The organism is Sphingobium sp. R-21, assembly GCF_049913335.1.
GTDB lineage: Bacteria > Pseudomonadota > Alphaproteobacteria > Sphingomonadales > Sphingomonadaceae > Sphingobium.
This window is the reverse complement of sequence record NZ_CP184374.1, coordinates 1,679,369-1,697,645: the sequence shown is the minus strand read 5'-3', so window position 1 is coordinate 1,697,645 and position 18,277 is coordinate 1,679,369. Positions and strand designations below refer to the sequence as shown.

Sequence of the window (18,277 nt, the reverse complement as noted above, 5' to 3'; positions counted from 1 at the left end):
GAAACGTGGCCGAGCATACTGTGTCGATCGCTGATGAACGCATCGACGATGGTACTGATGGATTCCCAAAGAGGCGAAGTAGATGGTTTATGAGGGTGATGTTGGTCTGGACGGTCTCCTTGCTAAGGACGGCATGGAGTTCGTGCAGGCTTGCTATCGGCTGATTCTCAATCGGGAAGCAGACGAGGGGGGATTGCTGCATCACCTTGATCTTCTTGCTAAGGGAAGGTCCAAGCTCACTATGCTGATCCAGTTCGCGGAAAGCGACGAGTGTAAGTCTAAGGGGCTGCATCACTCTGCCTTGGTGAATGCCGCACGCCAGCGCAAACCCCTGACATTAAGGATGCTCAAGGGGTTGCTCAAGAGCGGCTCGCGGTCGCCCATTCCAGTGGCAAAAACGGATAAGGCTACGTCATCACCGTCCGTCCCTTATCAAATCGTCCCAGTAACGGCTGAGAAGTGGGCGATGCAGGTACGTGCGGCTCGTTCCGGAGGCGGGCAGCGTTTCCGTAATTTCTGGTTCGATCTCACCACGTCGCTTCAATGGACTTCGGGGGTTGTTGGGATCATCCGTGCCGAACTCGAGATGGCGTGCAATCTCAAAAAAATATACCCCGCCTTGCGCTTCTCAATGCAAGCGAACCACGGCTTTGCAGAGATTGACGAGAGCCAACTGCAATGGCTCCTTCAGGCTGAGAATGTCGCCGAAGCCTATATGGAATTTTTTGGCCGCAAGGGCGGTGAAGCGCATAAAGTGCAGGTGGAAATTCCCGATACTGATGCCTTCTTTCACCCTTATGGAGAGAGTGACCTGATCTTCTCAATGGGCTGGAAAGATTCTCAGAAGGAGCGCCTGTTCTCGACGCTCAAGGAGCAGTTGCCTAATGTCGCACTGGGGTATCTTATCTATGATATTATCATGCTTCGTCCTGAAACGGAGCATTTTTATGCGAAAAGCGATCGAGACCAGTTCGAGAAATACCTCAAATGGATTTCGTATAATTGCGATTTCCTGTTGTTCGGTGGAGAGAATACCAAGCGTGACGTCGAGGCTTGGCAGCGTGAGCGCAAGTGGCCGACGCTGCCGGGGCGCGCGTTACGCTTCGGGTCCGACATCGTTGAGGCTGCGGGTAGAGCGGATGATGTTACTGCGCTTTCAGAGATAGGTATCACCGGGACATTCATGCTTGCCGTTGGTACTGCTGAGCCGCGCAAGAACTACAACACCCTCTACCGCGCCTATCTGCTGGCCCAGGATATTTCTCCCATTCCACTGCCGCAACTAGTGATATGCGGCCAGAACGGGCACCGCATCCACAATCTCAACGATCAAATGGCTCGAGATCCGCGGGTAAAGGATCGTATCCTGCGACGCACTCCGAGCGACGACCAGCTATCGGCGCTGTACCGTAACTGCCTGTTTACGCTGCTCCCCAGCTTCTACGAGGGCTGGAGTCTGACGCTGCCCGAAAGCTTTGCATACGGAAAGCTGTGTCTATGCGCGGATACGCCACCGCTGCGTGAAACTGGCACTGACTTGGCTGAGTTCATCGATCCGATCGACATCATGGCTTGGGCGCGGGCTATTATCGACTATGCCCAAAATCATGAAAAGCTGGCTGCGCGCGAACAGCGTATTGCAACCCAGTGGCAGATGACGACTTGGTCCGACGCAGCAGGCTTAGCTTACCATAATTTGGTGGAGCTTTATGATGAGCATCTCTCCGGCAGCCATGCTCGCAAGCCACCGGTGATCTGGATGGATCTCACGCTGAGCTACCTCAACTGGAATAGTTCGCTCACCGGTGTCACCCGAGTGGAATTGATGTACGCTAAGACTCTTCGCGAGATTGCGCCTTCGACGCGGTTCTTCGCATCGGACAATGGACTTTTCTTTGAAATCGACCCGTCTTATTTGACATGGATGGATGAGGGCAAGGATCTCAGTCATTCTTACGACAATTTCAATACATTTTGGAATCAACACGAACGGGAAGGGAGGGGATTCCGTAGCCCGTTGCGCAATGTTTCTGACCCGCGCCAGAGCCCGGCTTATCTTGAATCCTTCCCTGCAGGGGCGATCGTGTTCTTCTCGGGCATCGACTTCGGTTTCTACGACACGAGCGGCAAGCCCCAATTGACTTACACGCATTTGGTGAATGGCCTCCGCCCTAAAGAGGGCAACACGCTGCTTGCCCACTTCATGCACGATTTCACCCCATCCGACTGGCCGCAGATCCACAAGTCCGAGACGGTCGACGGGTACGAGCCGTTCTGCGACTTTGTTTCGAACAATTTTGACTATCTCGCCTATGGTGGCTTCACCGCGCAGCGCGATGGCGAAGCGCTACAGAAACGGCGCGGATGGAAAATGCCCAAGGGCGATGCGGTAATGCTCGGCTTCGACATCACGCCCAACATGTCGGCCAATCTGCAACACGACCTTTCTTATCTCGATGGAATAGGCATCAATTCGGATTTCGTACTGGCGGTCGGTACGCTGGAACCGCGCAAGAACCATGAGACGCTCTATCGCGCTTACCTGCTGATGCAGCAGCGCGAGATGTTGAACAAGCCCCTCCAGATGGTCTTCGTAGGCAAACCAGGCTGGAACAACGACGATTTTCTTACCACGCTGGCTTCGGACAATCGGATCAAGGGCAAGATTATCGCTGTCAACCCGAGCGACGAAGGGCTAGATATTCTTTACCGCCATTCGCGCTTCACGCTGCTTCCCAGCTTCTATGAGGGGTGGAGCCTGCCACTGCCGGAAAGTCTGTCCTACGGCAAATTCTGCTTGGCATCGGACACGCCACCGCTGCGTGAGCGCGGTGGGGACTTCGTAGAATTTATCCACCCGCTCGATGCAGCAGCCTGGGCTGAACGGATTGCGTTCTATGCAAACCATCCGGACAAGCTGATTTCCTGGGAAGAGCGGATCAAATACGAATGGCGCCCGGTTTCTTGGGAGGAAGCGACCGAAATGCTAAAGGATAAGCTCTACGCGGCTTACGACAGCCTGTTTAGCGGATCGGCCAAAGCGACTTCGGACGTGACGGCATAAGGAAGAGAGGAAATCCCGGATTATGGCGCGTATTCTTCTCAGTGGGGCTACTGGATTCTTAGGGAAACACCTGTTCCGGCATTTTGAGAAAATGGGGCATGAGGTGTTCGGAACTGCCAACCGGGCGCAGGTCGATGCTCCGATCTTCTATTGCGATATCCGCGACCAACTGGCAGTCGAGGATATTTTCCATAGGGTGCAACCGGAGATCGTGATACATTGCGCAGCGATTTCCAGTGTTACTTCCTCGGTCGCTCAGGACTACTACTCGGTAAATACGGTTGGCACCGAGAACATGATTCACGCTACGTTGGCTTTGCCTCATCAGGCGCGGTTCATGTTCATTAGCACGGCCGGGGTCTACGGAAATCAGGACACCGACCTCCTACACGAAGCACTATGCCCAAAACCGGTGCACCACTACGGGATGAGTAAGTTTTGCGCCGAGCGGGTTCTGATGAACCATGCTGAGCATATCAATTATACAATTATTCGTCCCTTCAACATCATTGGTGAGTGGCAGTCGGGCGAGTTTATAATGCCCAAACTTGTTAACGCTTTTCATGATCGTTTGCCTGAGGTTTATCTTGGAAACATCAACGTATTTCGCGATTACATTGATATTTATGATGCATGCAATCTGATTGCAAAACTAACAATTAATCCGGCCGCGATCGGGGAGGTTTGCAACTTGTGCACTGGACGCCCCGTTTCCATACAGGCACTTCTCGGTATATTGACCGAGATAACCGGACACGAGATTGGTGTGCAGGTCAATCCGGCTTTAGTTCGCAAGAATGAGGTATGGCGTCTGCTCGGCGATGTGGCCAAACTGGAAGAACTTACACAGGGGCCGATTAACGGGGTTAAGCTGGAGGATTCCTTGCGTCGCATGCTCGCGGCCAAGGCTAACGTTTAGGAGTCATCATGCGTCTTTCCATTATCGCCAATTGCCAGAAGGACAGCCTGGCGACTTGCATTGCCGCGCTCAATCATGGCTTCGAGATCGACCACTACATGATCCATGAGGTCATGGCGAATCCGACGCAATTGCGCGCCATTCTGGAAAATAGCGCCTTCATCTTCTCGCATTTGCAGCTACGCTCCATGGTGCCCGCAGAGCTGGCACACAAGGTTACCTATTTCCCGAACATCGCCTTCTCTGCTTATCATCCAGACCTCACTTTCGTACGTGGGCGCAATTTAGGAGGCGATATCGAAACGATATTGGGGCCGCTCTACATTTACAATTCGGCTTTGGCGGTGTTCGGCTATCGCGAGGGTATCCCGCTCGACGAAATTGTGACCTTCTACAATGCCGACGTTTATGCCCGGCTTGGCTATTTCGACCAATGGCAGGACTCGCGCCGACAATTGCTGAGCGAGGGCGACGCCTGCCATATGCCACTAGGCGGGCTGCTAGAAAAGTGGAGCCGTGGCAAGGCGTTTATGTACTCGAGCAATCACCCAACGCTTGCCGTGATGGAAGACATCGCCCGTGAGTTGCTCCAGCGCATCGGCATGTTCTACTTTGCCGAGAGCAAGCACGAATATCTCGTTGACCCGCTCAAGGCTCAGCCAATCTGGCCCATCTATCCGGAAATCGCCGAGAGGCTTGGCTTGCGCGGCAGCACCGCATTCAAGATAAATGAACCTCACGGTACGCTAGAATTGCGCGATTTCGTGAGCGCTTCTTATGATACTTTCGCAAACTACGATCGCGAGACGTTGGAGTCCCTCAACGTTGACATCAACGGGTTTGCCGAGAAGCTGGGCCTGCGGAGTTCGGCCACGAAAGTTCCGACCGTTGGCAATCCTTATGCAGGGGCCGACAAGGTGCAGTTCTGGAAAAATTCGGTAGCTAGGCCGCAGCCCGAGGAGATGGACCCGGTCGTTGGTCCAAAATTCCGTATAACGCCGCAGGACAAGGTCGCCACTGCCGGGAGCTGCTTCGCACAGCACATCGCCCGTACCCTAAAGGCAAGCGGTTTCCATTATTACGTGCCGGAATCTCCACCTATCGGGATGGCGGAGGAAGAAGCCAAGGCACGCAATTATAGCGTTTTTAGCGCCCGCTTTGGCAACATCTACACAGTGCGCCAGCTGCTCCAGCTTATCGAGCGGGTAGAGGGCGCTTATTGTCCCGAAGAGGCCGCATGGCCGGCCAAAGAGGGAGATGGCCTTGTCGATCCGTATCGACCGCAGATAGAGCCGAACGGTTATGCTGATGAGCAGGCTCTGCATGCTTCGCGCGATATGCACTTTAAAGCCGTCCGCACCATGCTGCGTGAAATGGACATCTTCGTCTTTACCCTTGGCTTAACCGAGGGTTGGCGGTCACGCAGGGATGGCGCCGTCTTCCCACTCGCTCCAGGCGTTGCGGGCGGGATAATGGACGAGAACCGGTACGAGTTCATTAACTTTGACGTGGATTCTATCCGGCAGGATCTGCACGAGGTGATCGCCCACCTGAAGCGTATCAACCCGGCCTGCCGTATCATCTTGACTGTTTCGCCAGTGCCGCTCATCGCTACGTTTGAACATCGTCATGCACTGGTGTCGACAACGTATAGTAAGGCGGTGCTGCGTGTCGTGGCGGATGAGATGTGGCGCAAATACGATCACGTCGATTATTTCCCGTCGTATGAGATCGTTACCGGATCGTACAACCGGGGCGCCTATTTCGCTGACGATCTGCGTGAGGTACGCGAGGAGGGCGTTGCCCACGTCATGCGCACATTCATGCGTCACTATGCGCAGACCAACGAAGAGCTCAAGCAGCTCTGCCTTGAGCAGGAAAAGAAAGCAGAAGAGGAACAGAGCCAGCCTTCGCGCAGCGCCTTGTTCGACGTTGTCTGCGACGAGGAAGCCATCGCAAAATTCTGATATTGAAACCTTTCTCAGGCTGATTTGAAAACGCTCGGCCCGAGAAGGTGAATCTGTTGCCGCCGATCAGGCTGTTACCCGCAGAATTCCTAACACTGACGCGTTGAGCCAAGCCCCGCGCTCAGGCGTAGCACTTTCGGTGTAGCAGCGTAATTCGGGGGCATTGCCGCTGGGGCGCAGATGGATGATGTCGCCACCATCGAAGTGGATGCGCAGCCCGTCGGTCGTATCAATGGTGTCGGCGGTCCCCGCGATGTCACCGAACATGCGCGTAAGGCGCGCCAGGATCGCGCTTGGGTCGCCCTCCAGAAGATGGGCGATCAGCGCTTGGCTTTGGGCGGTGGGATAATTTTGCAGCCGCTCGCTGAAAGTATGGCGTGCAGGCAATTGGGCCTGAAGCGCCGAAAGGGAAAGGCCCTGCTGCCGCGCATCGACCAGAGTGGCGATGATCGGCAGCACGGCGTCCCGCGTGGGCAACGCGGGCAGGCGCGCCTTTCCGACATCGACCGCCGAGCCCAAAAGAAAGCCGCCATTGGCTTCATAGCCGCAGACCGTGGCCTGCCCCTCGGCGCTAAGGGCGTTCATCGCCTCGATGACGAAAGGAGACCCGATGCGCGTGCGGCGCACCGCGTCGAACAGGCCCGACAATTCAACCGCGCTGTTGCAGCTGACCGGCGTCGCCACCGCCCTGATTCTCAGCGCGCGGGCGGACAAAATACCCAATATGTCGCCACGAATCCATGCCCCGTTCTCGTCCGCTAGTAGCGGGCGATCGGAATCCCCGTCGGTGGAGAGGATGGAGTCGAGCCCCAGTTCGGCGGCCCATTGCTTGGCGAAATCTTGGTCTTCGGGACGGACTGCTTCGGTATCGACCGGAATGAATGTTTCCGACCGGCCAAGGCGATGGACCTCGCCCCCCAATCGCTCGACCAGTGCCGCCAGAATGTCGCGGCCGACGGCGGAATGTTCGTAGACGCCGAGCTTCAGCCCCTTCAGCGCCTCCGCGCCGAAGGCATCGATATAGCGGGCGATATAAGCAGTCGCGACGTCGATCAGCGGTTCGACCGTGGCAGTTTTTCGCAGCATGTCCTGATCGTCGAACAGGTCGGGCAAGCTGATGGTCTGGGCGCGGATACCGAGTTCGTCCGCCTTCAGCACCTCGCCATCGGTACGGTTGAATTTGATACCGTTGCGGTCGTCGGGGATATGGCTTCCCGTCACCATCAGCGACGCGATCCCCCGCTCGAAACCATAGGCCGCCACGGCAGGGGAGGGCACGAAGCCGCAAAAATCGACATGGCCGCCCTTGTGACGGATCGCCGCGGCACAGGCGGCCATGATGCGGGGGGAGGAGGGACGCAGATCGCCGGCGATGGCCACATGGCTGCCCGGCGCGAATTGTCCGCTATCCTCCAGATGTTGCAGGAAACCGCAGGTATAGGCAAAGCAGATCCGGTCGGTCATCGCGCTGACGAGGCCGCGCGCGCCGCTGGTGCCGAAGGCGACGCCCGATTGTGTCATCAGATCTGCGATTGAGACAGGCTGGGTCATATCTTTCAGGAACCTGCGGAAAGGGGCGTTCAGGCGACGGGGACGGGTGCTGCGGACTTGAGGGCTTCGGTCACCTTCCGGACTTTTTGGGATTCGCCCCGGCGCAGGATCATGACCTCGCCCCGCGAAACGACGACGATCAGATCATCGACATCGACCAGCGTGACGCGCGGGCCGTCGCTGTTGACGAGGCAATTCTGAGCCCCCAGCAGCAGTGCTTCGCCCCGGACGGCGTTATTGCCCTCGTCCCTCGCGCTGATGCTGTGCAGGGAATCCCAGCTGCCGACGTCCGACCAGCCCATGTTGACCGGCACGCAGGCCACCTGTGCCTCCCGTTCCATGATCGCATAGTCGATGGAATTCGAAGGGCAGGCGGCAAAGGCCTGCGGGTCCGGAGCGACGTGGTGGTCCTTCCGCTCGGCCCTGTCGAGCGACGCCTTGACCGCCGCGAGCATGGCGGGCTGATGACGCTCCAAGGCAGCCAGATAGGCGTCTGCGCGGAACATAAAGATGCCTGCATTCCATGCATGATTGCCCTCGGCCAGCATGTCGGCGGCGTGCTCCGCATCGGGCTTTTCGACGAAGCGAACGACCTCATGGATCATGTCGCCGCACGTCTCACCCATCTTGATATAGCCATAGCCTGTTTCCGGGGCATTAGGCGTGATGCCGAACGTGATGAGCCAGCCATCTGCCACCAGCGCCAGAGCGCGGACGATAGCCGTGTGAAAGGCGGGTAGGTCGGCAATGGTATGATCGCTCGGCATGACGAGCATCGAATCGCTCCCCTGCGCCTCAAGCGCCGCCAGCGCGATGGCGGGTGCTGTATTACGGCCGAACGGTTCGAGCAGGACGAGATAATCTTCGACCCCGGTCAGGCGGATCTGCGTATCGATGATGCCGGCATGGGCGGCATTGGCCACTACGATCGGACGGCCAACTGACACAGTGACCAGACCCTCGACCCGCTTGACCGTCTGCTGCAACATGGTCTCGTCGGCGGTCAGCGGTAGCAGTTGCTTGGGTCGTTCGGGTGTTGAGACGGGCCAAAGCCGCGTGCCAGAGCCCCCAGACAGAATTACCGGCACGATTTTGGGAAGGCTCTTGATCATCGCTCACATCATCTAGGAAAGACAAATAGTCAGAGCCTGATCCGACAGCGACGAACCGACCCCGACCTCCAAGCTTGATGCGCCGAAAGGCCCGGCTTGCCAAGTGATTTTCAAATGAGCGATGCTCCGCTATGGCGCGATATTTCATTTCGTTTCAGATCTGTTTGAACATGACTGAGGCTGAACGCCGGCAAGTAGGACATGCAAATCCAAGCTTTTAATATTTCTGGCATCGAACTTTTGATTCCGCGCCATATTGGCGATGTGCCCGTCCTGCAGGATGATGAAACCCTAAATGAGGGCGGGTACGGTCCGCAGCCTACATCTTTTGAAGCAAACACCAAAGGCGGCAGGTAGGTGCGCTGTGCGATGTTGCGATCGATATCCAGTAACTTGGGTTGCCAAATCGCGGTTCGATTTCGCTCTGATCGCAAGGGTGCATGGCGCGGCGCTACCCGACGCCCGGCAGTCGCTGGAAAGCGTGATTGACCACCTGCAACCCGTTTCAAACCGAACTTACTGCCAAAAGGAACGATGACGAAATGAAGGGTATCGTTCTGACCGGCGACAGCGGACCCCGCCTCAACGGGCCCCAAGAGAATGTGGTCGACATCGCCGCTGACCTCGCGCGGGCGGCTCAATGTAGAAATTATGGACCGGGACTATGCCTGGCTCGACACCGACACGCCCGACAGCACGCTCGATCTGATGGAATTTGTTCGCGTTCTGGAAAAAACGGCAAGGCGTCAAGATCACGAGCCTCGAGGAAATCGCCGACCGTCAGGGGTTTATCGGCGACGCGGAACTGGAAAAGGCGGTCGCCACGCTCTGCAAGGCTGCTTATGCGCGCTATCTGAGGCAACTCCTGTCAGCATAAGCCTGTTTCTCGTGTTGTTGTTAAGGCTCTTCAACGTGAATAAAGATGTTTCACCTACAGAAATAGATAGATAAAATAAGGCCCTCCAACGGAAATGGACGAAGGGGCATATGCCGATACATCACCTTGTTGCCCCTGCTGTCGAAAAAAAGCCTTAGGGCCGCACGGACATTCCCTCCCATGTCGCCGCCAGCGACGGCAGCCGCATTGGAGAGGTCTGGTTTTCGTCCGATCATGGAATCGACCTGCCCCTTTTGGTCAAATATATTTTCACGAGTGAAAAACTTTCGATTCAGCTCCATCCCGATGACGAACAGGCCCGGCAATATGGGCTGGCCGGCGGAAAGTCCGAATGCTGGTATGTACTGGATGCGGCGCCCGACGCACGACTCGGCATCGGCCTGTGTCAGGATTTGTCATCCGAAGAATTGCGCGCCGCGGCTCTGGATGGCAGCATCGAAGCGCTGATGGAATGGAAGTCCGTCCAGCCCGGTAGCTTCTATTATAGTCCGGCAGGAACGGTGCACGCGATCGGCGGGGGGCGTGGCACTGGTGGAAATCTAGCAGAATAATGACGTGACCTATCGGCTCTATGATTATGGCCGTCCGCGCGAACTGCATCTCGAGGAGGGCGTGATAGTAAGCTTGGCCGGGCCTTAATTCTATGTCCGATCGCATCTACCGGTGACGGCTGAAGAGACGTTTCCCGGGCTGGCGATCAGATCACTTCGCGCAATCTGCCTGACCTGCATCAGGCAATTGTCGAATATGCGGCGTTGTACAGCCAGGCTTACGGGAGGGAGGAACCCATCACGAAGTTGATACCGGCAATGCTGGAGGCCTTTCTTCAAGGCGATCGAGTGTTTGCAGCCAAGCGCAGGAACGGGCTCAAGTCTGGCTGAAATGCACAATTGCAGCCAATTTTTCTGGTATGCGGTCCGCACGCACGTTGGTGAAACTGCGCGCAAGCTGGCGCCTGATGCGGTCTCTATCTTCCAGCAGAAGGCGATCGGTCTTTTCGCGGATGATCGCATCCGCTGGACCGACAATGATCGCGAGCGCTGACTGCTCGACGGCGATATTGCCTGCGTGGCATCGATTACCGCGGCGTCACGGTCGTGACGGCGGACGGCCATCGGCATGAACTCGGCCGCGATGATCGAATGCTGGAGCGGCTTGACCTCGCCTATGCGGTCAACGTCCACATCGCGCAGGGCATGACGGCCGAAAACGGAATCGTGCTGATAAACGAGCGCGAAAAGGCATTAAACACGACCCAGTCGTTCCTCGTGGGCGTCACCCGGATTGCGGATCAGGCGATGCCGGTGGTCGACAACGTCAAGACGCCCGAGCGCGACGTCACCCGCAATCCTGGTGGCAAGACTCGGGCAATCGAGACCGGGCTGTCGCCGTCGAACGACAAGCCGGAACTGCCCGTCTCCAAGATTGAACGTCGGTTCCATCTGGAACAGGCTGGCCTTCCTGCTCGTATTTTTTTATGCCCTCCAAAACGAATACAGTTCTGATATTTAGTTAAGGGGTGCTGTAGCGTCGAGCCATGACCGAAGTGGGATCAAGCGATACTCATTCCATTGCCAAACGGCATTGGTTCCAAAGGCTGCATTATCGGGCTGGGCATATCCAAAAGGTGTGGCTCATCGTTCGTTCATTTGACAAGTCACATCTTTTAGCTGTGACCCTGCTTCTGCTTGGAACTGTACTCACGAGAGTAACATTCTTAGGCGATCCGGCTGTTCATATGGACGAGGAGTTCTACCTGCTCGTCGCTGACCGCATCTGGCATGGAACCGTGCCCTATGTTGACATATGGGACCGCAAGCCCATCGGGCTCTTCCTGATTTATGCGTTGTTGCGCCCGTTAAGTCCAACTGGGATAGTTGCCTATCAGATAGGAGCATTTTTCAGCGCCTTCATGACGGCAATCGTCATTCGGCAAATTTGCTTACGCTTCTGCAACAATGGCTGCGCCATCCTCGGCGGGCTTTTGTATCTTCTTTTTTTGCCGTTGCTTGGAGGCATGGGGGGACAGGCCCCGGTGTTCTACAATCTGCCGATGGCGATAGCCGCTTTGCTGATCCTGCAAGCACAAGGATCAGCCTCCAGTCGATCAGTTCATCGTTACCCATATATAGCAATGGCACTTTGCGGTATTGCCATACAGATCAAATATTCGGCGGTTTTCGAGGGAATGGTCTTCGGATTGTGGCTGCTGCAGATCAAGTGGCGTGACGGCGTTTCGATCTTTGACCTGATCCGGTTCGGTTCGGTTCTTATTACGATTGCCCTGACCCCAACTGTCGCAGTCGCAGTCGCATATGTGCTAGGCGGGCATTTCTACGAATTCTTTGACGCCAACTTCCTGTCGATCATGAGAGTTGTCCCGCCGCAGCCCGCAAGGAGATTGGAATTCTTGGCAGGCACGGTTTATTCCATCCTGCCCTTGCTGCTCATGGCCATGGCAGCAACCCTGCTGCTCTTGCGACGTCCGTTCCAGGCCAAAAACCTTTTCCTTGTGTCCTGGGCAGTGGCTGCAATCGGAGGATTTTTCGCTCTAGGGAATAATTACGCGCACTATGCACTCCCGGTCATCGCGCCACTGAGCATTCTGAGCGCGACTCTATTCCCCCGTTTGGGCATCGGCTTGGTCGCTGGTGGCGTATGGTACATAATATCGTTTGCAATGCCGGCTTGGGGCGTACCGACCATCCGCAAGCACCATATCAATTCCATGGTCACCGCCCTGCGCCCCTACGCAGCACACGGATGCATTTATGTGAACGATGGCCCGCCCATCCTTTATTTGTTAACGTCATCCTGTCTTCCTACGCCTTATATTTTCCCAGAGCATTTGAATAATGCCGGTGAAAGCAAGGCTGTCGACGCGCCCCGCGAAATGAAGCGCCTGCTGCGAACGCTCCCTTCGGCTATTATGGTAGCGGATAAAATTTTGGATCACCCGCGCAACCGGGATACGGCCGCCATGATCGATTCCGCAATCGTTGCACATTATCACGAGGTTGCCCGTCTGCCCGATGTGTTCGGGGGGCGCCAGCAAATCATATACGCAAGGAACGATTTTCAGTGAGCAACAAAACGCAAATCATCCTGCTGTTGCTCGTTGCATTTCTTGTGAGAATTTTTGCCATTTGGCCTTTTTCAATACATCATCCCGATGAAATATTTCAATATTTGGAACCGGCTCACCGTCTGACATTCGGCTACGGCACGATACCTTGGGAATATCGATACGGGATGCGTAGCTGGCTTATTCCCTTGCTTGCCACGCCTCTGATGGCATTCGGTCATGTCATCGCACCGTCGACGATCCTGTACGCCAAACTACCGATCCTCCTATCAATTGCGTCCGGCCTTTCTATCACTTGGTCAGCCTGGACCATCGGTCGGCGCATGGGTCCTGTCCACGGTTTGATCGCTGGATTTGTGGCGGCGACCTGGTTTGAACAGATATTCTTCTCCCTCCATCTGCTGACCGAAACATTGGCCACCGGTTGCCTGTTGCCAGCGGCCGCCCTTTTGACAGGCAGGGATGTGTCGTACCGGCAATGGCTGTGGGCTGGCTTCCTGCTCGGGTTGGCGTTCATACTCCGCTTCCAATATGCGCCCGCAATCATGCTTTTGCTTCTCATAAGCGGCGCTTCCAACATCCGTCGTTGTTGGCTTCCCATTCTTGCCGGTGGTCTCGCTGCGCTGATCCTTTCAACGGTGGTGGATTTGGCGATGGGCCAAGTCCCTTTCAGTTGGATCATCGAAAACTTCAGGCAAAATCTGATCTTGAACCGCTCAGCCAATTATGGCGTTGACAGCCCGGTCGCGTACCTCGCTTTGATTTGGCAATATTGGGGTTGGGCAGCAGCCCCGCTATTCCTGCTTATCCTTCCAGCAATAGAGAAAAATAGAGCGATATTTTGGGTCGCCATTCTCAATCTTGCGATTCACATGGCCATAGGACACAAGGAATATCGCTTCATATTCTTGACTGTCACGATCCTTATTATCCTGGCTGCCATAGGATCGGCCGAGTTGGCAGTACGACTTTCTGCTCGATTCAACATTAGGGCATCTTACGTGATACCCGCGCTGCTACTCCTTTGGCTCGGCAGTTCAACGAACCTGGCGGTGGCTGAACCGATGCAATCGCGCTGGACTGCCTTTGGCCCCGGCATGCAACTAGTCAGGAAATATGGCGCCGCTCCGGGAAGCTGCGGACTCGCACTGCATCATCTGCGGTTCTGGCAAACTGGCGGATACAGTTACCTCCATCGGGACATTCCGACCTATCTCACCGGATGGAGCGACGCTGATCAAATGAACCGTCGGGATTTCCTGAACGCGGCTGCGGGGTTCAATGGAATTATAGCACCCCAAGGCTCGATAAGCGCCAGTTACGGTTATCGTAGCGTGGAATGCGCCGGATTCGGAGCCGACGCAAACGCGGCCAATGCTCGCCTGTGCCTATATGTCCGACCGGGAGGTTGCAATCAGCGCGCGGCGGAACATTGGACAGTCCAGAATGTCCTGCTCAGACACGACCAGTAACCTCGGCAATCTATACTTTTTCTTTCGTTAATCAGTTCGATATAATGGCGGTGAAGCGACCTCTGGGGGGATTCCATGCAGCAAGCTTTACATCGGCCCGAAATCGGCTCTGCCCTATGCCCGTTGGAGCTATGCGTGGTTGTGCCTGTACTCAATGAACGGGCCAATATCGCCGAACTAATCGACCGCGTCGGCAATGTCCTGAGCGAGATTGAATGGGAAATCATCTTCGTCGACGACGGCTCTCGTGATGGCACCCCCGAACTGATCAGCCGGCTCGCTGCCACAGATCGCCGTATCCGGCTCATCCGGCGCTTCAATCGGCGCGGGCTTTCCTCCGCGGTGATCGAAGGCATGATGGCGTCCACCGCACCCGTCGTTGCCGTGATCGACGGCGACTTGCAGCATGATGAGACACTGCTGCCGAAGCTCTATCAATCCATTGCCGAAGATCGCAACGATGTTGCCGTTGGCACCCGCTACACAGCTGAAGGCTCGATCGGAGAGTGGGACCGCAAACGCGCGTGGATCAGTGCATTTGCGACACGTCTTGCCGAAGCCATCGCACGGACGCCGCTCAGCGACCCAATGAGCGGATTTTTTGCGGTCCGTCACGAGACAATTGCGGAACTGGCGCCACGCCTTTCCGGCATCGGTTATAAAATTCTTCTGGACATCATGGCATCGGCGCCACGGCCATTGGAGGTGGCGGAATTTCCCTACACTTTCCGCACGCGCCAGCATGGAGAAAGCAAGCTCGACAACATAGTTGCGCTTCAATACCTGGAAATGCTGGCTGAAAAGCGGATCGGTCATTTGGTACCGATCAAGTTCCTCAAGTTCAGTTGCGTCGGTGCCTTGGGCCTGGGCGTTCACATGATGGTCTTGCTGACTCTCATCTCGGCTCATGCCGCCTTTGGTACGGCCCAGGCGGTGGCCGTATTGACTGCGATGACATTCAATTTTCTGTTAAATAACAGCTTCACTTATCGGGATCAGCGATTGAAGGGGGTACGAATGCTGACAGGCCTCCTCAGCTTCTATGCGATCTGCGGCCTGGGGGCGATTGCCAATGTCGGGGTAGGCGAAATGTTATTCGGTTCCCATTATGATTGGTGGTTTGCGGGGTTGGCCGGAGCGGCAGTTGGATCGGTATGGAATTATGTGATGGGTAGTCTGTTCACCTGGCGAAAGTCCAGCTGACTGCGCGCGTAGAAGACTTTTGCGCCCGTCGATGAAGTAAGAGGCGTATAAATTTCGCCGGTTTGGGCGGCATTCGGGGGGGGCACGATGGATCAAGCTGAGACTGTTTCTGCTGACTGGCCTGTTTCGATAGACGATATGGCGGTTCAGGCTCCGATTAATGCTCGAATGCGAGAGGATCAGGGAGTTGCAGCCCGGCTGGTCGCGGCTAGCTCTCTTATGCTGTTCCTGGAATTGGCGTTGATCCGTTGGCTCGGGGCCAACGTGGTTCACCTGTCTTACTTCTCCAATTTCGTGCTGCTCGGATCATTCTTGGGGATCGGCGCCGGTTTTCTTGTCAGCCGCAAAAGCTGGTCGATCATCCCTGTTTCGCTGCCTCTCCTCACCATTCTGGTGATTGGCGTCTTGAAATTCCCGGTCAGCATTGAGCGTAGTGGATCTGATGTGATTTATTTCACGTCGCTGACCATCAGTGGTCCCCCGGCATGGCTTGCGCTACCTGTTGTCTTCGCGCTGGTTGCGGTGATCCTTGCTGGGCCGGCCGAGGCAGTCGGCCGATGCTTCGGCAAGATACCGCCTCTATGGGCCTATCGCTATGATCTCATCGGATCGCTGATCGGAATTATTGCCTTTTCCGCGCTGAGCTTCATGCAGGCGCCGCCAATATGCTGGGGGATTATTGTCGTCTCCGTTTATCTGTGGCTGACTGATCGGCCACGACGGCTAGTCGCCTGCGCCTGGTCGATCGCGCTGGTCCTGATGCTTGGAGCAGAGACGTTGTCTCCCGGGGTGAGTTGGTCGCCCTATTACAAGATTACCACACAGGAAGTTCCTGACATTGGTGCCGCTGAGAAAGGCTTCCTGTTGATTAAGGCTAATGGCGTTCCACATCAACTGATGGCTCCGGCCCAATGGAAAATTGGGCAGGGCGAACGGATTTACGAAACGCCTTATCTTCGTCTTCCCGGCAACAGCCTGGAGAGTGTCTTGATTATCGGTGCTGGTTCAGGTTCCGATGTTGCGATCGCCCTCAAGGAAGGCGCGAAGCATGTTGATGCGGTGGATATCGACCCGCGCATTCTACAGATCGGTGCTGAGAAAAACATCGACCGTCCCTACGCAAGTTCAGGAGTGACCCGGCACGTCAATGACGGCCGCGCCTTCTTGGAAAGCACGGACAGGAAATACGATCTGATACTGTTTGCCTTGCCGGATTCCCTGACGCTGGTTAGCGGAGCTTCCCAAATCCGGCTGGAATCCTTTCTGTTCACGCAAGAGGCGATGGACTCAGTACGTCGTCATCTCAAGCCGAACGGTGCTTTCGCGATGTACAATTATTATCGCGAGAAATGGCTGATTGATCGGTTGGCCGGTACAGCGGCGTCGACGTTCGGTCACGCTCCATGTGTCGACACCTTTGACGACGCGCAGGCAGTGATCGCCGTCGCGGTGAAGCAAACGGACCAGCGTTGCAAGCAGGCATGGGGTGTGAGTGCCGACCAGCGCGTCGCTCCGGCCACTGACAATTCTCCGTTCCTCTATTTCAAGGGCGGCTCATTCCCGCCGCTCTACTCCGTCACTTTGTTCGCTATCCTAGGGGCATCTCTCTTGGCAGTGCGGGGTCTGGGCGGACCCATCCGTCAGATGCGACCTTATGCCGACCTATTTTTCATGGGTGCGGCGTTCCTGCTCCTAGAAACGAAAAATGTTGCGACTTTCGCCCTGCTGTTCGGAACGACCTGGTTCGTCAATGCCTTAGTCTTCGCCGGCGTTCTGGTTGTTGTGCTCGCTGCGGTCGAGACGACGCGCAAGCTGCGCACTCCACCGCTTCCGGTGGTGTTTGCCGGGATTGCTGCGTCATTGGCGATTGCCTGGTATGTACGGCCAGAGTGGCTTCTGCCGCTGCCATTCTATCTGCGGCTGATTACCGCGACTGTTCTGGCATTTCTGCCGATTTTCCTGGCTAATATCGCATTCGCAAAGAGGTTCCAAGAATCCTCCGACTCGCAGTCGGCTTTTGCTATCAATCTGCTTGGAACGATCGTCGGCGGCTGTCTGGAGTATTCTGCGCTTTTCACAGGTTATTCCAATCTGTTGATCATCACTGGGCTACTCTATCTCATCGCATTCCTGCTGGTCCCACGGGCTAGCTTCCGGGTTGCTTGAACATGCGTAAATGCTTCTTGTTGTTCGCGGAAAAGAGGGAAGCTGAACGATGGCAAGCGGAAGAGCGTTTTTCGGAGAGGAGGATGAAGAGCTCGACAGGATCGCGATCTGGACAGGCTCGATTGCCTGGTGGTCCACTCGCTTGCCTGGTGGTCCATGAGCATCATGCTCGTCGGCGCGATAGCGATCCTGGCCCGCCGGGTCATGACCGGTCAGATAGGCGCGGCGAAAATGCTCCCAGGCCTGCTTGGGCTCGCGCAGGCTGAAGTCTCCGATCAGGCCATTGAGCTTGCCGATGCGCAGGATGTCGGACGGGCAGGGCGGTCTCGCCTTCGTCAGGTAGCTTTCCGGTTCGAATTGAAAGCATCTTATCTTCCTGTTCCATCTGATCGCGCGCTTGCGCCGGGAGTTTCGCTCCGAATGCTTCAGCGTGAGGCGCGTTAGCTTTAATGAAGGCCGGGGGCATGCTGTCGTCCTGATTGGTGCAGGCGCATGCTGAACTGGAACAGCATGCCGAGCGACAGCAAGCTTATCATCCATTCCATGGAGGCGCCCGGCTGCGTGGCAGTGCATGGATGCCGGCAGGCGACGGCCGTGATGGGTGAGCAGCGTTTGTACGCCTCCTGCGCGGCTGCGGGATCGGCCCTGCTCGCGACTGACGGAGGCACATCGCCTGCCGTCCGAGATAATTTCAGCGGCGTGCGCGACTCGGGATTTTGCGTCTCTCGCCCGGCATTTGCATGCCCAGAATTTTCCCAAAAAACGGTGGGCATGGGCCGACTTCACGGCCTGCGCTGGGCAAACAAAAACCCCGCCAAATCGTTGATTTGACGGGGTTTT

At 56.1% G+C, this 18,277-nt stretch carries 14 protein-coding genes and 1 pseudogene; 12 read left to right on the top strand and 3 right to left on the bottom strand.

What is annotated here, in order from left to right; genetic code table 11:
- Positions 1 to 82 precede the first annotated feature (82 nt).
- Genes ACN9MX_RS08045 through ACN9MX_RS08035 form a run of 3 tightly spaced genes read left to right on the top strand, consistent with a single transcriptional unit; the run spans position 83 to position 5,950 of the window.
- The gene (locus ACN9MX_RS08045) at positions 83 to 3,064 is read left to right on the top strand and encodes a glycosyltransferase (protein ID WP_426386610.1); all 2,982 of its coding nucleotides are present in this window, start codon (positions 83 to 85) and stop codon (positions 3,062 to 3,064) included.
- Between the two features lie 22 nt (positions 3,065 to 3,086).
- On the top strand, positions 3,087 to 3,983 hold the full coding sequence (locus ACN9MX_RS08040) for an NAD-dependent epimerase/dehydratase family protein (protein WP_426386609.1): 897 nt from the start codon (positions 3,087 to 3,089) through the stop codon (positions 3,981 to 3,983).
- Positions 3,984 to 3,991: 8 nt separating this feature from the next.
- Positions 3,992 to 5,950, top strand: coding sequence for a GSCFA domain-containing protein (locus ACN9MX_RS08035; protein WP_426386608.1), 1,959 nt, complete (start codon positions 3,992 to 3,994; stop codon positions 5,948 to 5,950).
- Between the two features lie 66 nt (positions 5,951 to 6,016).
- Here the strand turns inward: ACN9MX_RS08035 and ACN9MX_RS08030 are convergent, their stop codons facing one another.
- Both ACN9MX_RS08030 and ACN9MX_RS08025 read right to left on the bottom strand, forming a co-directional pair.
- Positions 6,017 to 7,501 (bottom strand): phosphomannomutase, encoded by a 1,485-nt coding sequence (locus ACN9MX_RS08030; RefSeq protein ID WP_426386607.1) that lies wholly within the window; start codon positions 7,499 to 7,501, stop codon positions 6,017 to 6,019.
- A 29-nt stretch (positions 7,502 to 7,530) separates the two neighbouring features.
- Positions 7,531 to 8,613, bottom strand: coding sequence for a mannose-1-phosphate guanylyltransferase/mannose-6-phosphate isomerase (locus ACN9MX_RS08025; protein ID WP_426386606.1), 1,083 nt, complete (start codon positions 8,611 to 8,613; stop codon positions 7,531 to 7,533).
- Between the two features lie 715 nt (positions 8,614 to 9,328).
- On the opposite strand from ACN9MX_RS08025, the gene ACN9MX_RS08020 reads away from it, so the two are divergent.
- The 9 genes and pseudogenes from ACN9MX_RS08020 (at position 9,329) to ACN9MX_RS07980 (ending at position 17,437) form a co-directional block, all read left to right on the top strand.
- A complete protein-coding gene (locus ACN9MX_RS08020; RefSeq protein WP_426386605.1) occupies positions 9,329 to 9,490 on the top strand; it encodes a hypothetical protein in 162 nt (53 codons plus the stop codon).
- A 170-nt stretch (positions 9,491 to 9,660) separates the two neighbouring features.
- A pseudogene (locus ACN9MX_RS08015) lies at positions 9,661 to 10,147 on the top strand (class I mannose-6-phosphate isomerase); the annotation flags it as partial.
- A 119-nt stretch (positions 10,148 to 10,266) separates the two neighbouring features.
- On the top strand, positions 10,267 to 10,392 hold the full coding sequence (locus tag ACN9MX_RS08010) for a DUF2274 domain-containing protein (RefSeq protein ID WP_426386604.1): 126 nt from the start codon (positions 10,267 to 10,269) through the stop codon (positions 10,390 to 10,392).
- Positions 10,355 to 10,555, top strand: coding sequence for a hypothetical protein (locus tag ACN9MX_RS08005; protein WP_426387524.1), 201 nt, complete (start codon positions 10,355 to 10,357; stop codon positions 10,553 to 10,555). The genes ACN9MX_RS08010 and ACN9MX_RS08005 overlap by 38 nt, the downstream gene beginning before the upstream one ends.
- A gap of 53 nt (positions 10,556 to 10,608) precedes the next feature.
- Positions 10,609 to 11,016: a hypothetical protein gene (locus tag ACN9MX_RS08000; protein ID WP_426386603.1), complete on the top strand. Its 408-nt coding sequence runs from the start codon at positions 10,609 to 10,611 to the stop codon at positions 11,014 to 11,016.
- Between the two features lie 32 nt (positions 11,017 to 11,048).
- Positions 11,049 to 12,596 (top strand): hypothetical protein, encoded by a 1,548-nt coding sequence (locus ACN9MX_RS07995; RefSeq protein WP_426386602.1) that lies wholly within the window; start codon positions 11,049 to 11,051, stop codon positions 12,594 to 12,596.
- A complete protein-coding gene (locus ACN9MX_RS07990) occupies positions 12,593 to 14,068 on the top strand; it encodes a hypothetical protein (protein WP_426386601.1) in 1,476 nt (491 codons plus the stop codon). The genes ACN9MX_RS07995 and ACN9MX_RS07990 overlap by 4 nt, the downstream gene beginning before the upstream one ends.
- 135 nt (positions 14,069 to 14,203) lie before the next feature.
- Positions 14,204 to 15,271 (top strand): glycosyltransferase, encoded by a 1,068-nt coding sequence (locus ACN9MX_RS07985; RefSeq protein WP_426386600.1) that lies wholly within the window; start codon positions 14,204 to 14,206, stop codon positions 15,269 to 15,271.
- Positions 15,272 to 15,358: 87 nt separating this feature from the next.
- On the top strand, positions 15,359 to 17,437 hold the full coding sequence (locus ACN9MX_RS07980) for a spermidine synthase (protein WP_426386599.1): 2,079 nt from the start codon (positions 15,359 to 15,361) through the stop codon (positions 17,435 to 17,437).
- Here ACN9MX_RS07980 and ACN9MX_RS07975 read toward each other — a convergent pair.
- A complete protein-coding gene (locus ACN9MX_RS07975; protein ID WP_426386598.1) occupies positions 17,381 to 17,977 on the bottom strand; it encodes a hypothetical protein in 597 nt (198 codons plus the stop codon). The two genes, ACN9MX_RS07980 and ACN9MX_RS07975, sit on opposite strands and share 57 nt — an antisense overlap.
- Positions 17,978 to 18,277 lie beyond the last annotated feature (300 nt).